The 26340-nt window shown below is 48.2% G+C and carries 27 protein-coding genes; 1 reads left to right on the top strand and 26 read right to left on the bottom strand.

The window, feature by feature from the left end:
• Position 1 precedes the first annotated feature (1 nt).
• The 12 genes from LRP54_RS02565 to rpsB form a co-directional block, all read right to left on the bottom strand.
• A complete protein-coding gene (locus LRP54_RS02565) occupies positions 2–1810 on the bottom strand; it encodes a proline--tRNA ligase (RefSeq protein WP_231234842.1) in 1809 nt (602 codons plus the stop codon).
• 305 nt (positions 1811–2115) lie between these two features.
• Complete coding sequence (locus tag LRP54_RS02560; protein ID WP_231234841.1) at positions 2116–2607, bottom strand: hypothetical protein; 492 nt, start codon at positions 2605–2607, stop codon at positions 2116–2118.
• 24 nt (positions 2608–2631) lie between these two features.
• Positions 2632–3768 (bottom strand): flavodoxin-dependent (E)-4-hydroxy-3-methylbut-2-enyl-diphosphate synthase, encoded by a 1137-nt coding sequence (ispG, locus tag LRP54_RS02555; protein ID WP_231234881.1) that lies wholly within the window; start codon positions 3766–3768, stop codon positions 2632–2634.
• A gap of 218 nt (positions 3769–3986) precedes the next feature.
• Complete coding sequence (locus LRP54_RS02550) at positions 3987–5225, bottom strand: M50 family metallopeptidase (RefSeq protein ID WP_231234840.1); 1239 nt, start codon at positions 5223–5225, stop codon at positions 3987–3989.
• A 124-nt stretch (positions 5226–5349) separates the two neighbouring features.
• The gene (dxr, locus tag LRP54_RS02545; protein ID WP_231234839.1) at positions 5350–6567 is read right to left on the bottom strand and encodes a 1-deoxy-D-xylulose-5-phosphate reductoisomerase; all 1218 of its coding nucleotides are present in this window, start codon (positions 6565–6567) and stop codon (positions 5350–5352) included.
• An 18-nt stretch (positions 6568–6585) separates the two neighbouring features.
• Positions 6586–7137, bottom strand: a complete 552-nt coding sequence (locus LRP54_RS02540) for a DivIVA domain-containing protein (protein WP_231204866.1) — start codon at positions 7135–7137, stop codon at positions 6586–6588.
• Complete coding sequence (rlmN, locus tag LRP54_RS02535; RefSeq protein ID WP_231234838.1) at positions 7134–8366, bottom strand: 23S rRNA (adenine(2503)-C(2))-methyltransferase RlmN; 1233 nt, start codon at positions 8364–8366, stop codon at positions 7134–7136. The genes LRP54_RS02540 and rlmN overlap by 4 nt, the downstream gene beginning before the upstream one ends.
• Positions 8363–9259: a phosphatidate cytidylyltransferase gene (locus LRP54_RS02530; RefSeq protein WP_231234837.1), complete on the bottom strand. Its 897-nt coding sequence runs from the start codon at positions 9257–9259 to the stop codon at positions 8363–8365. The genes rlmN and LRP54_RS02530 overlap by 4 nt, the downstream gene beginning before the upstream one ends.
• A complete protein-coding gene (gene frr, locus LRP54_RS02525; RefSeq protein WP_231204858.1) occupies positions 9259–9816 on the bottom strand; it encodes a ribosome recycling factor in 558 nt (185 codons plus the stop codon). The genes LRP54_RS02530 and frr overlap by 1 nt, the downstream gene beginning before the upstream one ends.
• On the bottom strand, positions 9813–10550 hold the full coding sequence (gene pyrH / locus LRP54_RS02520) for a UMP kinase (RefSeq protein WP_231204856.1): 738 nt from the start codon (positions 10548–10550) through the stop codon (positions 9813–9815). Before pyrH ends, frr begins: the two co-directional genes overlap by 4 nt.
• A gap of 89 nt (positions 10551–10639) precedes the next feature.
• Positions 10640–11467 (bottom strand): translation elongation factor Ts, encoded by an 828-nt coding sequence (gene tsf, locus LRP54_RS02515; protein WP_231234836.1) that lies wholly within the window; start codon positions 11465–11467, stop codon positions 10640–10642.
• 30 nt (positions 11468–11497) lie between these two features.
• Positions 11498–12340, bottom strand: a complete 843-nt coding sequence (gene rpsB / locus LRP54_RS02510; protein WP_231234835.1) for a 30S ribosomal protein S2 — start codon at positions 12338–12340, stop codon at positions 11498–11500.
• 358 nt (positions 12341–12698) lie between these two features.
• On the opposite strand from rpsB, the gene LRP54_RS02505 reads away from it, so the two are divergent.
• Positions 12699–13259, top strand: coding sequence for a M23 family metallopeptidase (locus LRP54_RS02505; protein WP_231234834.1), 561 nt, complete (start codon positions 12699–12701; stop codon positions 13257–13259).
• Positions 13260–13334: 75 nt separating this feature from the next.
• Here LRP54_RS02505 and LRP54_RS02500 read toward each other — a convergent pair whose 3' ends face one another.
• From LRP54_RS02500 to ffh, 14 genes are all read right to left on the bottom strand, one after another.
• Positions 13335–14255 carry a tyrosine recombinase XerC gene (locus LRP54_RS02500; protein WP_231204845.1) on the bottom strand — a complete coding sequence of 307 codons (921 nt, stop codon included), beginning with the start codon at positions 14253–14255 and terminating at the stop codon, positions 13335–13337.
• A gap of 77 nt (positions 14256–14332) precedes the next feature.
• Complete coding sequence (dprA, locus tag LRP54_RS02495; protein ID WP_231234833.1) at positions 14333–15667, bottom strand: DNA-processing protein DprA; 1335 nt, start codon at positions 15665–15667, stop codon at positions 14333–14335.
• The gene (locus LRP54_RS02490) at positions 15660–17201 is read right to left on the bottom strand and encodes a YifB family Mg chelatase-like AAA ATPase (protein WP_231204841.1); all 1542 of its coding nucleotides are present in this window, start codon (positions 17199–17201) and stop codon (positions 15660–15662) included. The genes dprA and LRP54_RS02490 overlap by 8 nt, the downstream gene beginning before the upstream one ends.
• Positions 17198–17602, bottom strand: a complete 405-nt coding sequence (locus LRP54_RS02485; protein WP_231205229.1) for a YraN family protein — start codon at positions 17600–17602, stop codon at positions 17198–17200. Before LRP54_RS02485 ends, LRP54_RS02490 begins: the two co-directional genes overlap by 4 nt.
• A gap of 332 nt (positions 17603–17934) precedes the next feature.
• Positions 17935–18234 carry a DUF2469 domain-containing protein gene (locus LRP54_RS02480; protein ID WP_231204839.1) on the bottom strand — a complete coding sequence of 100 codons (300 nt, stop codon included), beginning with the start codon at positions 18232–18234 and terminating at the stop codon, positions 17935–17937.
• Positions 18235–18291: 57 nt separating this feature from the next.
• Positions 18292–18966, bottom strand: a complete 675-nt coding sequence (locus LRP54_RS02475) for a ribonuclease HII (protein ID WP_231204837.1) — start codon at positions 18964–18966, stop codon at positions 18292–18294.
• Positions 18967–18977: 11 nt separating this feature from the next.
• Positions 18978–19715: a signal peptidase I gene (gene lepB, locus LRP54_RS02470; protein ID WP_231234832.1), complete on the bottom strand. Its 738-nt coding sequence runs from the start codon at positions 19713–19715 to the stop codon at positions 18978–18980.
• Positions 19716–19817: 102 nt separating this feature from the next.
• Positions 19818–20174, bottom strand: a complete 357-nt coding sequence (gene rplS, locus LRP54_RS02465; protein ID WP_231204832.1) for a 50S ribosomal protein L19 — start codon at positions 20172–20174, stop codon at positions 19818–19820.
• A gap of 296 nt (positions 20175–20470) precedes the next feature.
• Positions 20471–21838: a tRNA (guanosine(37)-N1)-methyltransferase TrmD gene (gene trmD / locus LRP54_RS02460; RefSeq protein WP_231234880.1), complete on the bottom strand. Its 1368-nt coding sequence runs from the start codon at positions 21836–21838 to the stop codon at positions 20471–20473.
• Complete coding sequence (gene rimM / locus LRP54_RS02455; RefSeq protein WP_231234831.1) at positions 21828–22358, bottom strand: ribosome maturation factor RimM; 531 nt, start codon at positions 22356–22358, stop codon at positions 21828–21830. The genes trmD and rimM overlap by 11 nt, the downstream gene beginning before the upstream one ends.
• A gap of 296 nt (positions 22359–22654) precedes the next feature.
• Positions 22655–22894 (bottom strand): RNA-binding protein, encoded by a 240-nt coding sequence (locus LRP54_RS02450; protein WP_231205227.1) that lies wholly within the window; start codon positions 22892–22894, stop codon positions 22655–22657.
• A gap of 2 nt (positions 22895–22896) precedes the next feature.
• The gene (gene rpsP / locus LRP54_RS02445; protein ID WP_231205226.1) at positions 22897–23370 is read right to left on the bottom strand and encodes a 30S ribosomal protein S16; all 474 of its coding nucleotides are present in this window, start codon (positions 23368–23370) and stop codon (positions 22897–22899) included.
• Positions 23371–23615: 245 nt separating this feature from the next.
• Positions 23616–24716 carry an amidohydrolase family protein gene (locus LRP54_RS02440; RefSeq protein WP_231234879.1) on the bottom strand — a complete coding sequence of 367 codons (1101 nt, stop codon included), beginning with the start codon at positions 24714–24716 and terminating at the stop codon, positions 23616–23618.
• The gene (ffh, locus tag LRP54_RS02435; protein WP_231234830.1) at positions 24716–26308 is read right to left on the bottom strand and encodes a signal recognition particle protein; all 1593 of its coding nucleotides are present in this window, start codon (positions 26306–26308) and stop codon (positions 24716–24718) included. Before ffh ends, LRP54_RS02440 begins: the two co-directional genes overlap by 1 nt.
• Between the last annotated feature and the right edge of the window lie 32 nt (positions 26309–26340).

The raw sequence follows: 26340 nt of genomic DNA, 5'->3' as shown, positions 1-26340 counted from the left end.
ATCACTCCTTTTCCTGCAAGTCGTGATACAGCTTCTCAACAGCATCACAAGCTTCTTCTACAGGAACCTCTATACGCTCCCCTGTTGTCCGCACACGAATTTCCACTTTACCGTCAGCAAGACCACGACCCACAACAACCGCAATTGGCAGACCAATAAGCTCCGCATCAGCAAATTTCACACCCGCGCTCACTTTGCGACGATCGTCGTACAGAACATCAAGACCACGTTCTTCCAATAGTTCTGACAGGTGAGTAGCCGCAGCAAAAAGCTCATCGCCTTTACCTGTAGCCAGCACATGAACATGGAAAGGTGCCACATTAACCGGCCACGAAAGACCACGATCATCGTGATAAGCCTCAGCTAACGCTGCCACGACACGTGAAACACCGATACCATAAGACCCCATTGTGACCACCTGCGACTTACCGTTTTCATCTAAAACAGTCAGCCCCAAAGCCTTTGCATACTTATCCCCTAAGGCGAAAATATGTCCCACCTCAATACCACGAGCTAAGTGCAGCGGGCCTGAGCCATCTGGTGCAGGATCGCCTTCACGAACCTCTGCAGCTTCAATGGTGCCATCAGCCTCAAAATCACGGCCCTTCGTCAACCAGAACACATGCTGGTCCACAGCATTTGCGCCAGTAATCCACGTTGTGCCCTCAACAATTCGCGGATCAAGGAGGTAACGCACTGAACCGGAAATATTTCCTTCATCATCGACCACACGTGCTGGCGAATTCGGACCAATAACTGAAGGACCAATATATCCAGGCACAAGTTCAGGGTGCGTTGCAAGATCTTCAGGACTTGCCATAGCAACTTCAGCGGGCGCAACTGAAGCTTCTAAGCGCTTCATATCGACGTCTCGATCCCCAGGGATTCCCACAACTAAAAGTTCTTTTTCACCATCAGGATGCGTCAAAGTCACAACGACATTTTTCAAGGTGTCAGCAGCATTCCACGCACGATCTTCACGCGGGTGCAGACGATTAGCCAAATCAACCAAAGCATCAATAGTCGGTGAATCTGGCGTATCAAATATTTGAGCAGGAGCAATGCCTTCAAAAGGAACAGCATCTGGAACAGGCGTTGTTACCGCTTCAGCATTTGCCGCATATCCCCCAGCAGAACGCACAAAAGTATCTTCACCAATAGGACTTGGATGTAAGAACTCCTCAGAATGGGAACCTCCCATAGCACCCGACATCGCAGAAACAATGACGTATTCCAAACCAAGGCGACGGAAAATACGTTCATAGGCCCCACGTTGAGCCATATAGGATGCTTCAAGCCCTTCGGCGGCTAGATCAAAACTGTAAGCGTCTTTCATGACAAATTCACGCCCACGAATCAGACCCGCACGGGGACGTGCTTCATCCCTGTACTTTGTCTGGATCTGATACAAGGTCGAAGGCAGATCCTTATATGAGGAAAACATATCTTTCACCAGCAAAGTGAACATTTCCTCATGGGTAGGAGCTAAAAGGTAATCTCCTCCCTTACGATCATGCAAGGTGAAAAGAGTGGGTCCGTATTCTTCCCACCGATGTGTTGCTTTATACGGGTCAGCCGGTAAAAGTGCCGGAAAATGTACTTCCTGACCGCCTATACGATCCATTTCTTCACGAATTACTTGCTCGACATTACGTAAAACACGTAAACCCAAAGGAAGCCACGTATAAATACCTGGCGCTGTGCGACGAATGTAGCCAGCACGAATCAGCAGTTTATGGGATGCTACCTCAGCATCGGCAGGGTCTTCACGTAAAGTACGTAAGAAATATGAAGAAAGCGTTTTTAGCACGCTCTTAAGAGTAGTTCACTTCCCCCATGCACGTACAACTGAGCCTCACCTGTCGAACAAATAAACGGCACGTATCACATCAAAAATCAGCTCAAGAACTCATCTTCTACACAGTTACGACTGCTTTGAGAAGTCCATCTGAAACAAGCAGACCAAAGGTTCAACTCCTGCCACGCTGTATCGCTCCGTTTCAGAGCACATGTGGATATCTGTGAACAAACGAACGTGACACCGCCACTTGACAGCAGCCTACGCTCAGTCGCCCTCTAGAAAAGAAATAATTATTCACTCCACGGATGGATGTATTAGTTCATTTCTGCTACATGTTTAATGTCATACAACATGCGCAAAGCAACAGGAGACTCCAAAGCTAAGAGAGCGCGAATTTTACGTGCAGACATTTCTGGTGAGGATGTATGACGCTCACGCATATGCACACGTGTTGTCCCATTCGCTTCAGGTAAAAGCACAAGAGCACATGTCCCCTGTACAGGCGAATCAGGTTCTTGCGTAGGATAAGCTGCGCGTAAAACCATGCAATCACACGGTTCTTTCACCAGAACATCCTTTTCCTCTGCATGGAAAGCTGCATCAATCACTTCCCATACTCGTTCAGGTGATGCATGTATGAGGACAGCGCGATCAACGACAACATCTGCTGAAGGAGAAAGCAAGTCACCTGGTAATGACACGGCTGCTTGACTTTGTGTCAGACCAATACGCGCAGGGAAACCTGTCATCCGTATAAACACCGCACCTAGTGCGGCACCTGTAAGGAGGAAACGAAGTTTACGCATAATGAACTGCTTTCTGTACGATGTTCACCGGGTAACCGGTAGGACTTCCACCTGACCATCACCTTCGTTAAGGCCAAGTTTTTCTGCCAAAATATTCGCGTGTCGAATGAGGGTTTCCACAATCTGATCTTCAGGAACAGTTTCAACAACCTCGCCTTGAATGAAAATCTGTCCCTTACCATTACCGGAAGCAACACCCAGATCAGCTTCACGTGCTTCACCTGGCCCGTTCACCACGCAACCCATCACCGCTACACGCAAAGGCACAGTCAGGTCTTTTAAGCCCTCTGTGACATTATCCGCCAAAGTCCACACATCCACTTGTGCTCGCCCACAAGAGGGGCAAGACACGATCTCTAAAGTGCGGTCACGTAACCCCATAAATTCAAGGAGTTTACATCCCACTTTCACTTCTTCAACAGGCGGAGCCGATAAAGAAACACGAATAGTATCCCCAATACCCTCAGCCAAAAGTATCGAAAAAGCGGACACTGACTTGATTGTTCCCTGGAATGCGGGACCAGCCTCAGTCACTCCTAAATGCAAGGGCCAGTCCCCCTGCTCGGAAAGCTGACGATACGCTTCAATCATTGTGAGCACGTCATGGTGTTTCACAGAAATCTTAAAGTCATGAAAGTCATTTTCTTCAAATAACGAGGCTTCCCACACAGCAGATTCAACTAATGCTTCCGGTGTGGCGCGTCCATATTTTTTCAACAAATCTGGATGTAATGAACCTGCATTGACACCAATACGTAAAGAAGTTCCATGATCGCGGGCAGCTGCGCAAATTTCAGCAACTTGATCGTCAAATTTGCGAATATTACCCGGGTTTACACGTACAGCTCCACATCCTGCCTCAATCGCAGCAAAAACATATTTTGGATTGAAATGGATATCAGCAATGACTGGAATCCGTGACTGCCGCACAATAATCGGTAAAGCCTCAGCATCTTTGTCTGTAGGACAGGCCACACGTACAATGTCGCAACCGGCAGCAGTCAGTTCAGCAATTTGTTGCAAAGTAGCACCAATGTCATGCGTTTTTGTCGTTGTCATTGATTGGACACTGACTGGCGCTCCCCCGCCTACGGGAATATCACCGACCATAATTTGTCGAGTTTTCCGTCGAGGAAATGGTTGCGTCTGCATTGAGGGCATGCCGAGGGAAATTTCAGTCACCTCATTATTATGACTGACTGTTTCATCATTAGCTCAACAGGAAACAATTATTTTCAGGACATCACATTCGCTCAGCTCTTATCCCCCATTTACCTGAGTGAACGGCTCACAGTGACATGTTGAGATCAGAAGGCATTTTTCATCACGTGCATACCGGTGCTGCTTCAGTGTCAGGCGCGTGAAGCTCAGTTACATTATTAGGTCACAGAAATTGGTTTAATAATATCTGCAAGTACAAGAATAACTGTCATCACAAGTAAAGAAGCACCTACCACATAGGTCAGCGGCATTAACCGCGCAGTATCAGCAGGGCCAGGATCAGCACCGCCCCTCCATAAAACGATACGTCGGCGCATACCCTCATATAGAGCACCCATGATATGACCACCATCCAATGGAGGTAAAGGCAGCACATTGAAAATACATAAAGCCATATTCAGTGAAGCCAATAGCATAAGTAACACTGAAAGGCTTTGGCGGATATCACGTACTCCTAATGCTGTGCTCTCCCCTGTTACTTCTGCGGCAATACGTCCCACACCAACAACGGATATCAGTCCTTGAGAATCACGAGGAGCATCCGTCACAACAGAAACAGCGACTTTCCACACTGCCTGAGGCAGGCGAATAATCAAAGCAACAGTTCCTTGAGCCATTGTCGTATTCATCTGCCATAGTTGAGCAAGCGAAGCTGAGCGGTACGCTGTTCCTGCCACGATACCGGCAATTCCTTGACCTGATTCAGAAGTTTCAGGTGTCAGCGTCACACGTATATGCTGATTCGCACGTTTAACTGTTAAATCAACAGTGCGAGTTGGAGCCTGCGCAATTGCTTGTTGTACTTCGCTCCATTCGTTAATGGTAGCGCCATTGATCGCTTCAATAACGTCCCCTTCTACCAGACCTGAAGCAGCGGCAGGACCTGTCATTTCACCGCGCGCAGTCGATACTGTTGGAAGTACCTGTGCCACGGTTGTTGTCGGTGCCTGATATCCAATTCCGCACATTGCTATAGCGGTTAAAACAATACAGATCAGCAGGTTCATTAATGGGCCGGCAAACATCACGAGAATTTTACGCGGTGCACTCAGAAGGTAAAAAGCGTGGTTTTCTTGACCTGCAGGCAGACTCGCTGCGCTTTCTGCCCGTGCTTGTTCAGCAAGAGTAGGTTCTCCACGGCGATTAGTCAGGCGTGTCCTCGCAGGTGCCGGTGGAAACATCCCCGGAATACGGACGAAACCACCTAAAGGTATCGCTCGTAATGAGTACGTTGTTCCACGCCATCGACGCGAAAAAATCTTTGGCCCGAAACCTACAGCAAATTCAGGGACAGGCACACCGAAAAGGCGAGCAAAAAGCATATGTCCAAGTTCATGCAACGCGACGGAAATAACCAGTCCTGCAATGATGAAAAGTACTCCCCATACAGAAGCCATACGCCCGCCTCCTTTCGTTACTACAGTCACCTATACAGCGACTGATAGAAAAGTGTGAATATAGTGTGATTTCATCAGAAAACACTTCACGCTTTTATATTGGCATTACGTAGTGTTTTGATGATTAAGCATAGTGTGAGGCTTGTTGTTGGGCATATGAGACCGCCCAACGCTGTGCTTCCATCACATCGTCAATATCGGGGTCTTGTACACCCTCGTAGGCTTCCAGTACTGTACCCAACAAATCAACAATTGCCAGATAAGGTAAAGAACCCCGCAGGAAAGCCTCAACAAAAACCTCATTTGCCGCGTTATACACGGCCGGATGTGTCGCAGATGCACTGACTGCGTAACGTGCTAACTGGATGGCCGGGAAAGTTTGATGATCGACCGGCTCAAAATTCCAGCTCTGCTTTGCATCCCAACGAATAGGAATTTCAACCTCTTTCAAACGTTGTGGCCACGTCATTCCAAGTGCAATAGGTAAATGCATATCCGGTGGTGAAGCTTGAACAATAGTTGCCCCATCATTCCAGGTCACCATTGAATGAACAATTGACTGCGGGTGAATAACTGTCTGAATATGTTCAGCAGGAACGTCGAATAAGAGATGCGCTTCAATAAGTTCAAGGCCTTTATTGACTAGGGTCGACGAGTTAATCGTCACCACCGGTCCCATATTCCATGTGGGGTGATCCAGCGCTTGGGCAGGTGTGACATGACGTAATTCATCACGTAAACGTCCTCGGAATGGGCCTCCTGAAGCTGTTAATACAAGTTCCGCGACCTCAGAACGTCCTGTGATACGTGGTGAGGTAAGGCCTTTCTCGTGAATACCTGACCTGAGGGCTTGGGCAATAGCTGAATGTTCAGAGTCAACAGGAACAATTTGGCCTGGCCGTTGTAAAGCTGCACGTACAAGAGGCCCACCTACTACCAAAGATTCTTTGTTTGCAAGAGCAAGAGTAGCTCCTGCTTGTAAGGCAGCCAGTGTAGGACCTAAACCCACGCCGCCGGTGATGCCGTTGAGTACAACGGAATCTGGGAACATCCCTGCTAGTTCCGTTGCAGCATCGGGTCCTTCAAGGATTGTGGGCATGGGTACGCTTTGTGAAAAATCCTGCCGTTTTTCCTCAATAATTGCACGTAACTCATGCGCACAGTACGTTGCTACGGCCACAACTTCCACACAAAAATCGCATACCTGACGAGCCAATAGCTCAAGGTGCGCGCCACCAGCAGCAAGACCGCGTAATCGAAATTCCTCTGGATTTCTTGCCACAATATCTAGTGCTTGAGTTCCTATAGAACCTGTAGATCCGAGGAGGACTATATCACGCATATTCTGCTACTTATCAGATCAGTCAACGGCTAAAAGAATTTCTACCGCACGGCCAAGGTAGGCATCAACGGGTCCTTCCGCATAGGCTTTCTTTGCTCGAACTGAAGGGAAAACAGCTTGACGAATATCGTCAACAGTGACTTCATCTTGATCGTCAAAATAGTTTGCTAAACGATCAAGTAGGTCATCAACAGCTTCAGCATCGTAGCCGCGTCCGTTTTGTGGTCGAGCAAAACGTTCTCCACGTGGACGACGTAAACGCGGATACAGCGTGGTGGCACGTTCCGCAATTTTTTCAAACCACGCTGTCTCACCATTGACGGCCACATGATCCATGCGATCACGGTGAATAAAAGCAGCTTCTAAACGATTAAGAGCTTCATCCACCGCGGACATATCGTAGCCGCGACGGCGCACATTGAAAGTAGCGCGACGTACTTGTTCTGCGCTGAACTGTTCTGAAGGAACCCCACCTTCATAAGCACGCTTAGCGTCCTCAAAGAATTCATCGACACCCGAAGGGTCATAACCCTGACGGAAAAAACTAACGCGCGGAAATGTGGTGCTCATGAGTCCTCCTGATTCGTCACTTTCACACTTGCACGTCGTCCTTCTTTGACGGCTGTAGCTAATTGGCCACATGCGCCATCAATATCTGAACCACGGGTGTCACGGATCGTTGTTGATATTCCATTGTCGCGCAAGATACGGACGAATTCATCCTGAGCACGACGTGTCGATGCAGTCCAAATGGATCCCGGTGTCGGATTTAACGGAATCGGATTAACGTGTACCCATCCTTTACCGCGTTTATTCAGTTCATCAGCAAGAAGCTGAGCGCGTCGAGGCTGGTCATTCATATCCTTAATTAAAGCGTATTCGATTGAAACACGACGACCTGTTGACAAGAAATAATGACGCGCAGCATCAAGGAGTTCTGTCACTTTCCAGCGAGAATTGATAGGAATAAGGTCATCACGTAAATCATCATCTGGAGCATGAAGGGATACCGCTAAAGTAACGGGAATGCCTTCTGCCGCCAATTTATGAATCGCTGGAACCAGTCCCACAGTTGACACGGTAATACCGCGTGCCGACATACCAAATCCTTGCGGAGATGGGTCAATTAAACGATGAATCGCTGCGATCACTGCTTTGTAATTTGCTAGCGGTTCTCCCATCCCCATAAAAACCACATTTGTGAGTCGGGTGGGTCCGCATGCAAGATCCCCGTCAGCACATGCACGATGAGCTAAACGCACTTGGTCAACTATTTCTGCTGTTGATAAGTTACGGGTAAGCCCCATTTGACCGGTTGCGCAGAAAGGACAGGCCATACCGCATCCAGCCTGCGAAGAAACACACAGAGTCGTCCGATCTCCATAACCCATCAACACAGATTCAACAGTGGCACCATCGTAAAGTTTCCACAGATGTTTTAATGTCATACCTGCATCGGCACGTAGCACCGTCACTTGTTCAACAAGGCGGGGCAGTATTTTTTCTTCAATAATTGAGCGTGCGTGAGCGGGTATGTCAGTCATTTGCTGTGCGTCAGCCAGAAAATGATCAAAGTAATGCCGTGATAATTGGTCGGCACGGAACGCAGGAAGTCCGGCTTGTTGAAGTAATTCTCGGCGTGCCTGCGCATCGCAATCTGCTAGGTGGAGCGGAGCTTTTCCTCGCTTTTTCGCAGTAAAAGATAAAAGCGGTCGCGCATCCGGATGCGTAGCTCCTTCAGGAGGCTGATCTGTTGGCCGTACTTCGCGTCGTTTTGTCGGAGCCACTTTGGACATCATACGTGCCCTCCTTCTGCAATCAGTAGGAGGACATGCAGAACCGGTGCCGTTAACAAAATAGAATCCGCGCGATCGAGGACTCCTCCATGTCCGGGTAGGATTTGCGACATATCTTTCAAACCGACTTCGCGTTTGATTAATGATTCGATGAGGTCACCTATTGTGGCACTAAAAGCCATTATGGGCCCCACGATGAAACCCCACGCCCAGTGAATATTCACAAATGAAAAGCAAACAACAGCACCAACAGTACATGCAAGTAGAGAACCTGCGAATCCTTCCCAAGATTTTTTGGGCGATAAGCGAGGGGCCATCGGATGACGGCCAATAAGGATTCCGGTTGCCCACCCTCCTGTGTCACTTAAAGCAACAAGGAGGATCTGTAGTCCCACTACCCAAGCGGCATGATGTTCCCGTAAAAGTAAAACGATAAATGACGCGAGAAATGGAACATATACGGCTGTAAAAGCAGAGGCACATATGTCACGTAATTTTCCGTCGTCCCAACGGTCAAGTACACGCCACAGGACAGATGCGAATATTGTCAAGAAAAGAGCAGCTAGAAGTGCTTCCGCTCCCAAAGTCCACGCGCAGATCAGCATTCCTGCTGATCCGACGTATAGCGGCAATAAGGACATGTGAATCCCTACACGCGCGTAGGCACCGCCTAATTCCCATATTCCTGCCCAGCAGAGCAGCATGATAAAAGCGACAAAGAATTCAAAATAGAATGCAAGTGAAGCCGTCACGAGCACAACAAGCAGTGTCGCTGTCATGACGGCTGCCGGCAAGTTCCTACCTGCTCGTCCTGTCGCTTTTAATGCGGCATGATTATGCGAGGGTATTGCAGAAAAAATACCCCGTAAAACGCGCGTGTATTGTATGTCTGGCATCAGATAGTCAGAAGTTCGCTCTCTTTGGTCACTAAAAGAGTGTCAATAAGATCGACATGAGATTTTGTCAGATTTTCCAGTGACTTTTCTGCACGATCAACTTCATCTTCACCGGCTTCGCCATCTTTTTTCAGACGGTCGAGTGCTTCTTTTGCTTTACGGCGTACTGCGCGTACAGATACGCGAGCATCTTCTGCTTTATTTTTTGCTTGTTTCACATATTCTTTGCGGCGTTCTTCGGTAAGCGCCGGCAAAACTACACGAATCACATGACCATCATCTGTAGGATTCACACCAAGATCTGATTCACGCAGGGTTTTAATGATTTCCTGTGTTGCTGAACGGTCAAATGGAGAGATCAAGACTGTACGAGCTTCTGGGATTTGGAATGAAGCGAGTTGCTGCATAGGGGTTGGAGCACCGTAGTATTCGACCAATAGTTGCTCAAACATTCCGCTATTTGCTCGACCAGTACGAATGTTACCGAAATCTGCTCGTGCTACTTCAACGGCACGATCCATTTTTTCTTCGGCTTCAAGAAGAATATCGTCGATCACTTCGACTCCTTAGTTTGTTCGTCATGTGTTGATACAAGCGTACCGATTCTTCCACCTTGAAGGGCCTTTGTGACGTTGCCGGGCTGAGACATTCCAAAAACGCGCATGGTCAGACCGTTTTCTTGGCATAGAGCAAATGCTGCAGCATCGACAACTTTCAATCCCTGCGAGAGCGCATCTGTGTAGGTGAGGAAGTCTAGGCGGCGAGCATGTGGGTTAAGACGCGGATCAGAATCATATACGCCATCGACACCATTTTTCGCTGCAAGTAGCTCATCACAGTGCGTTTCAAGAGCACGCTGAGCCGAAACAGTGTCGGTTGAGAAATATGGCATACCTGCACCGGCACCAAAAATGACTACACGGCCTTTTTCCATATGACGAATGGCACGTAAAGGAATGTAGGGTTCCGCTACCTGTTGCATAGCTATTGCGCTTTGTACGCGCGCAGGAACACCGGCTTGCTCAATGAAATCTTGCAATGCCAACGCATTCATCACTGTGCCGAGCATACCCATGTAGTCTGCACGGGAACGGTCAAGTCCCGAACGTGATAATTCCGCTCCGCGGAAAAAGTTTCCACCACCAACGACAATTGCTACCTGTATTCCTTGCCGAACAGCTTCCGCAATTTGCTCAGCAATATTACGAACCACTGTTGGGTCAAGACCGATGGATCCTCCACCAAAAGCTTCACCAGAAAGTTTTAGAAGGACTCGTCGTTGCCGTGTCATCAGGACTCCTATCGTCATTGGTGTATCAGATATGAAATGTGTGTACACGATGACCCCGCCCAACAACGGGCGGGGTCATTTATAAGGATTTAGGCTCCCACGTGGACGCGAATGAATTCGACGACCTCAGCATTTGCCTCAGAAAGAACCTTACCAACTGACTTGGAAGGATCACGAGCAAATGCTTGATCTACCAAGCAGTTATCCTTAAAGAAGGCTTCCAAACGTCCCTGAACGATCTTGGGGACGATAGCTTCAGGCTTGCCTTCTTCTAGAGTGATCTTTTCCAAAGTGGCGCGTTCTTTTTCAAGAACATCAGCCGGAACAGCATCACGGTCAAGGTAGGAAGGCATGTAAGCAGCGATGTGCAAAGCTACATCGTGTGCCACAGCAGATCCTGCAGCGTTAGTGACCACAAAGACACCGACCTGTGGAGGCAAGTCGGGACTGGTTTGATGCAGATACAGCTCTACATGTTCACCGGCCATGCGGACAACACGACGGATTTCAAGCTTTTCACCGATAACAGCAGCCATCTGGTTCAAAGCATCCTGTACTGTTCCTTCTCCTAGAGGAGCTGCAAGCAGTGTCTCAAGATCAGCGGCCTGTGAAGCAACAGCTGCTTCAAGAACAGAATTAGCGAAATCAATGAACTTCTGGTTCTTTGCAACGAAGTCAGTTTCGGAGTTAACTTCAACAAGGACACCAGTATTGTCCTGTACGCGGGCGGCAAGCAGACCAGCAGAAGCCTGACGATCCTCACGCTTAGAAATGGACTTCAAGCCATTGAGACGAATAATCTCAAGAGCTTTTTCTGCATCTCCATCGGCCTCAACAAGCGCTTTCTTTACGTCCATCATGCCGGCGCCAGTTTGATCACGCAATGCCTTGACATCAGCAGCGGTGAAATTTGCCATTGCTCTATTTCCTCTCTGTGATGCTAACGATCAGTTCTCAGATGGTGTTTCTTCAGCAGATGCTGCTTCAGCGGGAGTTTCTGCGGCAGCGGTTTCGCCGCCTTCAAGCAGTTCGCGTTCCCATTCAGCAAGAGGTTCAGCAGCAACTTCAGCTTCCTCACCTGCAGCAGACTTACGTGAAGCCGAACGCGAGAGGAGGCCATCAGCCACAGCATCTGCAATCACACGAGTCAGCAAAGCGACAGCGCGGATAGCATCATCGTTGCCAGGAATACGGTAATCAACCTCATCTGGATCAGCGTTGGTATCCAAAATAGCAACGATCGGAATATTGAGTTTGCGAGCTTCAGAAACAGCGAGGTGTTCCTTCTTTGTGTCAACGATCCATACTGCAGAGGGAACACGGTTCATGTCACGGATACCACCGAGTGTGCGTGAGAGCTTATCCATCTCACGACGCATCATCAGCAGTTCTTTCTTTGTGCGTCCAGAACCTGCAACATCATCAAAGTCGATCTGTTCCAGTTCCTTCAGGCGTTGCAGACGCTTAGAAACTGTTGAGAAGTTTGTGAGCATACCGCCGAGCCAACGGTGATTCACGTAAGGCATGCCTACACGTGAAGCCTGTTCAGCAATAGCTTCTTGTGCTTGTTTCTTTGTACCAACGAAAAGAATGGAGCCGCCGTGGGCCACAGTTTCTTTAACGAAATCATAGGCAATATCAATGTCAGCAATAGTTTGCTGGAGATCGATGATGTAAATGCCATTGCGTTCAGTCAAGATGAAACGTTTCATCTTGGGGTTCCAACGACGAGTCTGGTGACCGAAGTGGACTCCAGATTCAAGAAGCTGACGCATGGTTACGACTGCCATTGATCGTCCTTTCCCCGCCTTAAATTAGCGGTGTGGCTTGTTATGAAGCCATATTGGTTTGTCGCCTGTATTCGGAAGTCCCGAAAGAGGCCCTAGCGTCATAACGAGTCAGCACCTATGAAGGAACCATGCCAACTACGCTCTGGTTCAGTACCGCTTTGACGGAGAACACAGAAATGACGCGCGAAGTCACCTGTATGCATACAGATGCAGGACCATTCTATCCCATGATTTTGCAACATCATGCGGCTGCACATGTGACCCTTATCCCTCTGTTTTCCTGTGGAAAACGATGACTTTATCCCCAAGACCCCTGTGAGCAGTATCATCATGCCAGGCACTTACGCATACTATCCGCATGACGACATCTCAACCCTCAAGTCACAGAACATCTGAAAACGCTTTGCTCAAGCAGACATTAACAGGGATATGTCTGTGCTTGTTTTTCCTTCTGATAGCTTTACCAGCTCATTCAACAGATAATCCCCCTCAGCGCCCCTGGTTATGGCCAACAGGACATCCTGTTCCGATTGCACGCCCTTTTACTGAACCGGCACAGCCATGGCTATCAGGACATCGAGGTGTTGATTTTGATGTTCCTATTGCAAGTGAGGTGTACGCGCCTACCGCAGGCACTGTCTCTTTCGTTGGAACAGTAGTTGATCGACCTGTCCTATCACTCAATGTAGGAAGTCCTGATTTTCCTTTGCGCACAACATTTGAACCGATCAATGCGCAGGTAGTTCGTGGACAAAAAGTACATGCCGGAGAACTTCTTGGTTACGTGGCTGAAGGTCATTCACCTGGGGCCTTACATTGGGGCGTGAAAGTGTCAGCGCAAAAATGGCTTAATCCCTTACTTTTCCTACGTGAACGCAGCGTATTGAAAATATGGGATGGATGGAGCACTACGCAGTAGCGCATATACGAGCTATCTATTCTTACTCGCGTATTTCCTTTATTATGCGTCAAAACAGATATGTCCTCACAGTGCTTATGCTCGCGGATGAGCAGAGCGATAAATAGCTGATAAACGTTGAGTATCAACATGCGTATAGCGTTGCGTCGTATTTAATGACGAATGGCCAAGAAGTTCTTGTACAGCCCGTAAATCGGCTCCCCCTTGAAGCATGTGTGTTGCTGCCGTGTGTCGCAGAGCATGCGGAGCTAAATCTTTCACTCCGGCTTTCGCGCATAAACGATGTATGACCGAACGTACAACACGTTGATTTATTCGTTTACCTTGCACACCAACGAATAATGCTTTTTCCTTAGGGTCAGCGACTAAAAGATCACGAGCTGAATGGATCCACATATGTAATGCTTCAGCGGCATAATCCCCCACAGGAACGACTCGTTCTTTTCGACCTTTACCGAAAACTCTCATAGTTAATTCACGCGGTTGAAAAGAAAGAAGATCAAGAGCGCATAATTCTTCTACACGTATCCCCGTGGAATAGATCAACTCAACAATAGCCCAGTCACGAATATTGCTTGGCTGTGATGGCCGGCCCTGTGCAATGTGGCGAGCTTTATCCATTAAACGAAAAGCGCCTTCCACATCTTCAACCTGTGGTAAACGCTGATCTGGCCGAGCCGTCATGAGCGGAAGTGCCGGATCAGTCGACATAATGCTGTTGAGCACAAGCCACGATGTAAATGAACGTAATGCGGATACATGCCTCGCTACCGTTGAGCGTGTCATCCCCCCTTCATGTCCATAAGACAACCATGAACGTAAAGAGCGCGTTGTCAGACATCGGCGTATATCCTCGCCACTGGCGTGAGTACCTAATCCGAAATATTCCAGACAGGCTAAAACATCACTTCCATAGGCATTCACAGTATGTTCGCTTAAGCCACGCACATTTCTCAGATACGATATCCACGCTTCATACGGTGTTTTTTCCTGCACCCCTTCATCGTACCGTCCCTGTTCACTAACGTTTCATCCTCACGTAAGAAAAGCACATACTCACTGTGGGACTACTTTTATTTGTTTTTCTGTATTCGTCGCCACCCACGACTATGCGCACTCACCCATCCTGCTAAATCTAAATAAGCTAATGCAGAAAGAACCTCAGAACGACTTAAACCACTGGAATAACTGAGTTTTTCAACCGTTACTGCTGAATGAAGTGGCATCGCCTCCCATACTCGACGTTGTTCCTCTGGCAAGGTTTCAATCCCTGATACAACACGTGTTTTTTGATGAGGATGATCGTACCCTACAGATTCATTCACATCAGCAAAAGGGTAAATCATACGCTGTATATCCTCTGCATGACGTATGAGAATCCCACCTTGCCGAATCAATTCATGACAGCCCTGAGACATGACCCCATCAACAGAACCTGGTACAGCACCTACTTCACGTCCAAGTTCCACACCATGACGAGCTGTTGCTAATGCGCCTGAACGATAACTTGCTTCAATCACCACAACACCCATAGATAAAGCTGCTATTAATCGATTACGCGCTAAAAATCTCCAACGCGCCGGGCGCCACGAAGGAGGAACTTCACTGATAAGTGCTCCCCCTGTAGATACAATCTTTTCAAAGAGTTCCCGATTCGTTGCGGGATATAAAGCTCCTAAACCTCCTGCCATAAGCGCGTATGTTTTTCCTCCAGCATCCACAGCGCCATGATGAGCTGCCGCATCAATACCGATGGCCCCACCCGAAACCACAGTGAAACCCTTATCAGTCAAAGCAACAGCCATATCACGACATGTTCTTTCTCCTGCTCGCGTAGAAGCCCTCGCACCTACTAATGCGACACAAGGCTGTGAAGATATACGACCTTTCACCCATAAAGCACTCGGCATCACTGGACCTAAATCTTTGAGCATATGCGGCCATTGAGCACTATCCGGTGTCAACACATAACCACCGATACGATGCACAATACTCAGTTCTTTTTCAATGTTCACCATGTCAATCCGTGCTTTCCACCTATGCCATGTTTTCTCCCAATGCTCAGGAGCAGCTACTGCATAAAGCGAATCAGGTAAAGAAGTGATGCGTGGAGCGCAAGCCCAACGTTGAGCTTCTTCTTCTCCACATACAGAACGCAGATGAGAAGCAAAATAATCACCCGGTTCTACGACACACGACCACCACACAGCATATTCATATTCACTCATTGTTTTTCGAGGATTCGCCTGTCTTACGGGCATCTGACGACTCGGGGAATTTTGTTGATTATCTTCACGTAAAACTGGCGAACTATATTCCTCATATACTTCTTGCGGCTTACATGACACTGATATGTCATCGCTCCTACCCACTAAGTAGCGTCCCATATTTTTTTCATGACTACACATATGCCCCTCCTGTACGCAAAGAAAGGGCAAAACCTAAATGACTATCATCAGGGCGCGTTGCCCCTTCAAGATCAGCTGCTGTCCACATGACACGTAAAATTCGATCCGCTCCACGCATAGTGATGTCAGAACGATCCACAGCTTCATCAAGAGCTTTCACAATAGATACCGGGATTTGAGAACACTGTCGAAGCCAAGAACCTGTGACCTGCCTATTCATATGCCATTGCGTATCACGCAGACGGTAAGCTGCGCGAGCACGGGCTTCAGATACCCGATCTTTTATTTGAGCTGATGTATATATGGAAGGAGCCAACAAGTCAGCACGCGTAGGCGCTCGCATCCCCACTGTAATATCAATGCGATCTAACAACGGGCCAGATAAACGTGCCTGATAACGTCGCCGTTGAATAGATGAGCATGTACATTTTTTCACCCGATTACCTCCACCACATGGGCACGGATTAGAAGCCAATACCAATTGAAAATCCGCTGGAAAACGCGTATGCCCGCGTGCGCGATGAATACTGACTTCTCCTTCCTCAAGAGGTTGCCGCAGAGCATCTAACACACGCGGTGAAAATTCGGGAGCTTCATCAAGGAAAAGAACTCCTCCGTGCGCTAAAGACACTGCCCCAGGACGCAAAACGGGTGAGCCTCCTCCAATAAGCGCGGGCATCGTCACACTATGATGCGGGCTTTGCAAAGGCGGCTGACGAATAAGCCCCTGTTTTGATAAAAGAACACCGGCAAGCGAATGAATAGCCGTTGTTGTCATCGCTATTTCATCATCTAATGCAGGCAAAATTGTGGGCATACGTTGAATGAGCATTGTTTTACCCGAGCCCGGTTCCCCTACACAATGCAAGTGGTGCCCGCCTGCTGCAGCTACTTCTAAAGCCTCAATAGCGTAATTTTGCCCACGTATATCTGAAATATCACCCGCATATGTGGACGTAGCATGTGCTAAATCTGAAGAATCGGCCATAAAATTCCTCCGCGTATTTTGAGGAGGCTTATCAGCCCTGCCACCTGCCCACATCACGACATCAGACAGATGCCCATGAGAAATCACTTCTATTCCAGGAACAAGTTCAGCTTCTTGAACATTTTCCGGGGCAACGATGGCACGCACAACACCTTTACGTTGAGCAGCAATAAGCGCTGGTAAAACACCTGGAACAGGACGTAATGTACCATCCAAAGCAATTTCAGCTACTAAAACAGCATGAGCAAATGGTTCTGGACGAATTTTTTTCGTCGCAATAAGGACTGAAACAGCAATTGCTAGATCAAATCCGCTACCAGATTTTGGTAAACCAGCAGGTGAAAGATTAACAATAATATGCCGATCAAGAACCTCTAAGCCGCATGTCTGTAAAGCTGCGCGAACTCGTTCTTTTGATTCACGTAAAGAAGCATCAGGTAAGCCAACCAATGTAAAAGCAACAAGTCCGCGACCCACATGGGTTTCTACTTCAATAATGTGCCCCTGTAACCCTACAAGTGCAACAGATAAGGTGGAAACTGTCATGACACGCCTTTCACCCAACGTACATGCGGATGAAATAGCGAAAGGTCAATATTTTTCTCACAAGTGTGTGCCATTAAAGCTGATCGATATTCACGCGGAATCGTTAAAGCAATAACGTCGATACGCGCCGGAGTATACGTATGTGTTTTCTGCAGCCATTGTGTGCTTAACACCCTCAAGCGGTGGAGTTTACGCCGATCAATAGACTCTAAAGGGCTTCCATATGAATTTCCTATACGAGTACGTACTTCAACAATCACTACTAGTGACTTATCACGAGCAATAATGTCAATTTCACCAGTGCGACCGCAATACCAGTTACGCGTAAGTATCTCGTACCCTGCATTCGTCAGGAGCATACTTGCGTATTCTTCGCCTGCTCGCCCTAAAGCAACATTCATGTGCTTCACTGTGGTCACCTCCAATAGAGGCAGCCTGTCATACAAAATAAGAATCTGTCAGAAGCGTTTTACTCACCTGTGGATAAACAGGTATGTCAAAGACGTATATGTGGATATCTTTTCTTTAGAGGACTCTCATCACTCATTTCAGCGCAAGTAGGCCTCGTTACTTGTGAAATCAGCACGTGAAAGTACGCAACCTTACTAGCAGCAGAAAGTCTACGCATCCTCAATTTCGCACAAAAACATACCCTTCTCACATGAAGGAAGAAAGCATTAAAAGTCACCCATAATGCAACAGATATTCTTCAGGTTCCCTCAACAGGGGTATTTCACGGAATACGCAGCTCCGATTTCGTCAGTTCTTCAACATTGACGTCTTTATAGGTGATGACACGAACTGAGCGAACAAAACGTGACGATCGGTAAATATCCCACACCCACGCATCCGTCAGTGTTAGTTCAAAGAAAACATCTTGCCCCACTGGACGAGCCTGCACATCCACCTGATTACACAGGTAAAAACGTCTTTCCGTTTCTACTACATATGTGAATAGCCCAATAACGTCCTTGTATTCGCGAAAAAGTTCCAGTTCAAGGTTATTTTCATAGTTTTCAATATCGTCACTCATGAATCTATCTTCCTTGCTAAATATGAAGTCATACAACTAGGGCGCGTGATTGTCACATCACATCGGCAGTTTCCATGAGCGTCGATGCCACGGTGATGCTCCTTTTTCACGTAAAGCAGCAATATGCGCAGCACTGGAATAACCTTTATTTGAAGCCCAACCATATCCATAATCCGGTAGCTCTGCCATCATCTGATCTCGACTCACCTTGGCAAGAACCGATGCCGCTGCCACAACACTGCATGTCGCATCCGCTTTAACTCGTGTTTTCACGGGCATCGTCACATCGTAAAAAACAGGTTCACGTTCCTCATCATATTGACTCAACAGGTCCTTGCTCGGCTGAGAAAGCCAATCATGTGAACCATCTAAAATAATCACAGAGGGTCGATATCCCCTATTTTCAAGTTCAGCTAACGCCCTTTGTGCCGCGCAGCGTAAAGCTGCAATAATACCCCACTGGTCAATTTCCTGCGCGGAAGACCAACCTATTGCCGCATCAACAACCCATTCACGTATAGGTTCAATAAGAGCATGACGTTTCTGAGGTGTCAGAAGCTTTGAATCTGTTAAACCAACAGGTGCTTGCCTCTGTGCTGCTCCTACAAGTGTGACGCCCACGGCGACAGGACCAGCTAAAGCACCACGCCCTACCTCGTCGATTCCTGCGACCAAACCACCATAACGGGATGCTAACTCTATTTCGTATTCCCGTGTTGTCTCATAGCGCATAGGTGTCAATTCTATGGAACTGTGGCGAATACTTCACGCCCGGAAAGTATTGTCCACCTATTCAGCGGCCACATCACAGCAACAGCTTTACCGACAACAGAGCGAGCAGGAATGAAAGGATTATCGCCTTTCAGGAAATGGTAGCGTGAATCTGCGGAGTTTGAACGATTATCACCCATAACCCACACATATCCTTTAGGCACAGTGACTGCGAAAGTTTGGTCCTCTTGTTGATGAATTGATGAGGAAGCCAGATACGGTTCGCGTATGGCGCTTCCGTTGACTGTTAATTGGCCCTCCGCATTGCAACATGCAACAGTGTCACCGCCTACACCAATGACACGTTTCACGAGTGTTTGCCCTGAACCTGCTGGGACAAGTCCAACGAATTCACCGATAGATGTCCACCAGTGTTTTTCCTGCTGAGGAAGCCAACCATTAACATCATCAAAAACCACGATGTCGCCTCGCGTGATATTTCCGGTCCATGAGGAAATACGCGAAACAGCTATACGGTCATTTTCTTGAAGCGTTGGTTTCATGGATGCCGAAGGAATCCAGAAAATTTGTACAAGAAAAATACGTAAGAGCGTCGAAACAACCAACGCGGTTACAAGGATAAAAGTAATTTCTTTTACCCACGTCCACGGGGAAGATGCGCGTTTTCGTTCCTCTTCTCGGAGTTCACGTCGAGAAGGCAAATGCCGTGGCCCTCCGTAGCTCACAAGCCGCGCTCGATTCTCTGACATGATGTTCTCCTCAGTAAATGCGGTTTTCACCTGCATTAACAAGTTCGGCCCGGCACAACCTTTTGCTCGGTGCCCGGGCCAAACTGTCTCAAATTCAGCGTATCATTCTGCTGAACCTGAACGGTGTTCTTTGATCTTCGCAGCCTTGCCATGGCGTTCACGCAAGTAGTACAACTTCGCGCGACGCACATCGCCCTTGGTTACGACCTCAATGTGGTCAATGGTAGGGGCGTGCAATGGGAAAGTACGTTCCACACCTACACCGAAAGAAACTTTACGAACGGTGAAAGTAGAGGAAACACCGTGACCGCGACGAGCAATCACGACACCCTGGAAGACCTGAATGCGGGAGCGGTTACCTTCAACAACCCTAACGTGCACTTTGAGGGTGTCGCCTGGGCGGAAGGGGGGGATGTCGTTACGTAATGAAGCGGCATCAACTGCGTCCAGCTTCTGCATTTTTTCTCCTTGACGCACCTGCCGCAGGTCAGTCACGTCTCATTCGGCAGGTTTATCCTGCAATATACGCGAAAGTTTAACGTCACGGCGTCCCCCTGCGGCAGGTTACGCCACGTCAAACTACCTTCTAAGTGTGCCATAAACCGTATATTTGCCCAACTTTTCCACGTTATTATGAGCAAGGATGACAGTGATTTTAAGCACCGTCGGCCTCAAAAGTTTCCTTTTGTTTACAAGATAAAAAATACTTAAAAATCTCTAGCATACACTCAAGGAAATGATGACTTTATGAGGATTTACTGACGCGAGGCTTTGAGCGAACGCACCAAAATATCATCAATATTTTCCACACCACCCACGTTAAAGCGCCGCCTGCCAACAACTGTAAAACCGTGACGACGATAGAAAGCTTTTGCGCGCTTGTTACCGATATTGGTACCCAAAACGATTTGTGGAGCAGATGAAGTCGATTCTACATCCACCACAGCGGCTTCTAAAAGCGCTCCAGCTATTCCTGAACCACGCCAATGGCTATCAACATAGCATTTCGACAGATATGCAGATGACGCTTCACATTTACCCGACCGAAGCATATCCTCTGGTAACGCAGCTTCACCAACATGACTAAGCGTGTACCCACATATCATTGGTTGTTGCTCAGCCTCCACAGTTGCAACAGCAATCTGTATGCGGAAACGTGCCGTATCAGCTAAAAAACCGGCAAATAATTCAGCAGATAAATTTTCCTCAATAAAAGCTGTGATAGCTTCTTTCGGCAGATGAGGCGGACACGCATCCGGAAAAGTACGAGCAGCAAGATCAGCAATCTCATGAGCATCACTTGCCTGCGCCTGTCGTATAGTGAGGGTCGCACGCTGAGGTTTCACAATATATCCGCAGGATGCAAGAATTTCACGATCCTCTACGGTCAACATCTGCGGGTCGAGGCGCTGCACGATATCTGGCCTGTGCCTAGCAGTACGTTCCAATGAACGTTCACGCCGCCACAGAGTAATCGCTTGATGATTACCGGAACGCAAAACATTGGGAACTTCATGACCACGCCAGCAGAGCGGACGCGTATATGCAGGGTATTCCAGTAATCCCTGAGAACTATGCGATTCTTCAACCAAGGATTCAGGATTACCAATAACTCCATCACATAGACGCCCAACGGCTTCTACCAGAACCAGCGCAGCTACTTCCCCACCGTTGAGGACATAATCACCTAAAGAAAACTGAATGACTTCAACACCAATTTGCGCGTAATGGTCTGAAAGCCGCTGATCGATACCCTCGTAGCGCCCACAGGCCACAATAATTTGGTCGGCCTGCGATAAATCCTGCGCAAGCTGCTGAGTTAAAGGAATACCCGCAGGTGTAGGAATGGCAAGAACACGACGCGGCTCAGCTTCTCCCTGAGTATCTGCAAGTGGGTAGGCCAGTATGTCATCAAGTGCGCGCCCCCAAATATCAGGACGCATAACCATACCAGCACCACCACCGTATGGACTGTCGTCAACTGTTCGATGAGGATCATTGGTCCAGTCTCGTAGGTTATGCACATTAACAGTGAGAGTGCCTTTTTCTTTAGCCTTCCCAATCAACGATTCATCAAGCGCATTGAAATACTGCGGAAAAATAGAGACAAGATCAAAGCGCATACCCGTTCCCACCATCAGGACCATCAATCACTTCATCATCAAATAAACCACCGGGAGGGTCAATAATGATCTGTTCTGCTTCTAAATCAATCGTTGGGACGAGCTGTTGCACAAAGGGGACCATAACGGTGCCTCTCCCCGTTCGGACAAGTAAAAGATCTTGCGCAGCACCTGTGTGTATCCCCGTCACAGTACCTAGTTCTTGACCGTGAGTATTCACAGCTTTCAACCCTTTGAGCTGATGAGGATACCATGCATTTTCCTCTGCATGTTCCTCAATGAGCAAAGCAGTGCCACGTACTTTTTCAGCGTCTTCACGTGTCAAGATTTCATGAAATGCCGCAATGACACGATTTTTACTTCTGCGTAGTGATTCGATGGTGAGTGTAGGCCATTGTGTATGGTCTGTTGTGAATGTCGCACCAATAACAACAATATCAGCATCATCTGTACGAATTTCAAGAAAAACCTCACCGCGAAGACCATGAGGAGGACCTATACGAGCCGCTGTCATCTGCATATGGATAAGTTTAGTACCTTTGTGTCGTAATTTTTGAGGTGATCCTCCCTCACACACTGTCGCTGAGGGCAATACTGATCTTTTGGCTATGCAATAGAAAAGTACCAACTGGCCTATGTTAATAAGCCACGTCAGCAGATAGACACAACATGCAGCCAACGGACACATATTTTAAGCAGTACCCTCACTTTTGCCGCTGACCTGAAAAGTATTTGTCTCGTATTTCTTTTTAAGGCTGGTCGTGAACACAAAAGAGCCAGCCCTCAATAAGGGCTGGCTCTTTACGGATCTACGCTCTATTCCCTATCAGTGTCAACGACATCAACACGCACAGGGCCACGCGAAGAAAGAGCACCGACAACGGTACGCAACGCACGAGCTGTTCGACCACCTCGACCAATAACACGGCCAAGATCATCAGGATTCACACGCACTTCAAGCATTTGCCCTCGACGTTGTGAACGTGTGCGTACTTGCACATCTTCAGGATGATCGACAATTCCGCTTACAAGGTGTTCCAAAGCGTCGGCAAGCATCATCAGGCTTCCTCAGCCTCAGTTTCGGCAGCAGGTGCTTCCGATTCTGATTCAGCGGCCGCAGCTTCAGCTGCTTGTGCTTCTGCCTGAGCAGCAGCTTTTTGTGCAGAAACTTCAGCTTTACGCTTTTCTGCAGCAGATTCAGCAGCCTTAATAGCTTCTTCAGTTTCTGCAACCTTGTCGCCTTCGGCAACCTTGACACGTGATACAGCATCAGCCTTGCCGTGGAAACGAGCAATATCGCCTGTCAACACGAGCAGATTACGAACCTGGTCGGAAGGCTGTGCGCCCACGCCAAGCCAGTACTGCACGCGATCGGATTCAATCTTAATGATTGAAGGATTCGGGGTTGGATCATACAAACCCACTTCTTCAATCACACGCCCATCACGCTTTTTACGTGAATCGACAACAACGACACGGTAAACGGGTGCATGGATCTTACCCATGCGCTTCAAACGAATACGAACTGCCACTTGTGTGGTCACTCCTGTTTCAACTAGGGGCGAAGTCATTCTTCTCCTGGTGGGAAACACAGGTAAAGAAAAACTCCAAGGACGCGTGCCAACGGAGAGAGAGGGTCACCGAAAGCGCGAGTACAGCTACTGATTATGCCACGAAGAAGCATTTCTTTGAAACTCTGTCAGCACCTAGACAGATCTTTACATAGTGGAACTGGTCACTATCACTAGGCCCATCATACTTTCATGCCGCTTTTGCCTCAAGAGTCACGACAATAAACCGGCACACCTGCACTAAAAACCACATCAGGCTTTCCCCACACCGAAGGATTTTCACGCGGATCTTCCCGGAAAAAGACCATATCAGCAGACTTTCCTTCGTCAAGGGAAGAAAAACCTAAATAGGAACGTGTCCCCCATGTCGCATAATCAAGAATACGTTCAGGCCTCAGGCCAGCAGCCAGCCATAATCTCAACTCGTCACCTATGCATCCATGTTCTTGATACCCACCAGAATCCGTACCTGACAAAATCTGTACACCGCTATCAAAAAGCATCTGAGCATGCGCCACACGAGTGTCATACATGGCTTGCATTGTTGCTGCATACATTGGATATTTTCGTCCAGCCTGCGCTGCAAAATCAGCAAAAAGCTCCACTTGCTGCAACGTAGGTGTAACTGCAATTCCACGTTCTTTTGCACATTGAAGCTGAACGGCATCCATCCCGCTTCCATGCTCGATATCATCAACTCCTGCTTCAAGCAGATCATCAATCACTGTATGCGAAAAAGCATGAACAGCAACACGAGCACCCGCCTCATGAGCAGCTGCCACACCATCAATTAAAGCCTCACGCGGCCATAGTGGAGCAAGATCGGCCTGAGCGCCCTGTGAACGATCAATCCAATCACCGACAATTTTGACCCATCCATCCCCACGACGAGCTTCCTGGGCCATGACCTCAGGCAAATCAGCCGGTTCAATTTCACGTGGCAAACCACGAATATAGCGTTTCACACGAGCAATATGTTGCCCGCAACGTATAAGAACTGGCACAGATGAATGTAAACGCACCTGCGAGTTATCGACTGGAACGCCGCAGTCCCTTACAAGTAGGACACCTGAACTGAGCTGTGCCTCCATTTGAGCTTTTTGAACATCAATATCAACCGGCCCGTCAGGACCAATACCGATATGGCAATGCACGTCAGCAAAACCCGGTGTAAAAAAACCAGTGAAGTCTGCGCAGGTGTTTCCCTGCCCCTCAGGAACAGAGCGGATAATACCCCCCTCAACGCTCCATGTTCCCTGTACCCATTGAGCGTTTTGCCCCCACAGCATCCACCCGTGCAGGCGCATCACAGGCCCTGTATCATTCGTCGAATGTCATCAGGCAGATCCTCTAAAGAGGGACGCGGCCCTTGAGCGGTCGGTTGTGGCACACCAAAAGCAGAACCAGCGGCTTCTGCCGAAGAACGCTGCTCTTTTGGTAAGAGTGCTTCGAGTTCTTGCTGGCGACGTTTCGCAGGATTACCGCTTCGAGCTTTCTTTTTAATTTTCGCCCGTTCAGCTTGCGCTTTACGTGCTTGCGCTTTTTGTTTCGCTTTGCCACCTTGCCCGGGCAAAGATCCGAAACCAGGCATTCCAGCTCCCATAGCGCCCATCTGCCCCATCATGGACTTGGCTGCTTCAAAGCGTTTCACTAAAGAGTTCACATCAGCGACGGTTGTTCCTGAACCACGAGCAATACGAGCACGCCGTGACCCGTTGAGTAAAGAAACATCAGCCCGTTCTTGCGGTGTCATTGATCGTACAATTGCTTCAACACGATTAATCTCACGTTCGTCAAGATTATCAATGTGCTGACGCATCTGAGCCATACCGGGAATCATTCCCAAGACTTTTTTCATCGATCCCAGTTTGCGAATTTGTTGAAGCTGACTAAGGAAATCATCTAAGGTCAGTTCACCAGACATCGCTTTTTGAGCGACTTTTTGGGCTTCTTCTGCGTCGAGTTTCTTTTCTGCCTGTTCAATCAGAGTGAGCACATCACCCATGTCAAGGATGCGGCCAGCCATGCGATCTGCATGGAAACGTTCAAAATCTTCCAGACCTTCACCGGTTGAAGCAAAAAGAATAGGCACACCGGTCAAGCCGCGAACAGATAAAGCGGCACCACCACGAGCGTCACCATCAAGTTTCGATAAGACAACGCCGGTAAAGCCGACACCATCACGGAAAGCTGTAGCAGTAGTAACGGCATCCTGACCGATCATAGCGTCAAGGACAAACATGATTTCGTGAGGATTGACCGCATCGCGGATAGCAATAGCCTGGTCCATCATTTCCTGGTCAACACCTAAACGACCAGCAGTATCAACAATCACTACATCAATACCGGTTGTGATGGCATGATCTAAACCGCTGCGTGCCACATGAACAGGATCGCCAACACCATTTCCCACCTCAGGCGCCCATACCTGAACACCTGCACGTTCACCGACAATCTGTAACTGAGCAACAGCTTGAGGGCGCTGAAGGTCAGCGGCCACAAGAAGAACATTTTTTCCTTCTTCACGAAGCCATCGTCCAAGTTTTCCAGCAAGTGTTGTTTTACCGGCGCCCTGCAAACCTGCGAGCATGAAAACCGTAGGACCCCGCTGAGCAAAATGTAGCTCTCGTGTATGCCCGCCCAGAATCTCAACCAATTCATCGTGGACGATACGTACAACTTGCTGACCAGGATTCAAAGCACGCGAACGAGCCGCACCATAAGCTTTTTCACGCACGTCAGTGACAAATTGACGAACGATAGGCAAAGCCACATCAGCGTCAATAAGCGCACGACGAATCTGCGTCATTGTCTGATCGACATCTTGTTCTGTAAGGACACCGCGTGAACGTAGCTGTTTGAAAGATTCACTCAAACGATCAGAAAGGTTTCCGAACACGTGCTCAGACTCCTAGGTAGTGGAAATATCTT

This window comes from Schaalia sp. lx-100 (assembly GCF_021083625.1).
Lineage (GTDB): Bacteria > Actinomycetota > Actinomycetes > Actinomycetales > Actinomycetaceae > Pauljensenia.
Note: the sequence above shows the minus strand (reverse complement) of the source record. Positions and strands in the feature narration are given on the sequence as shown.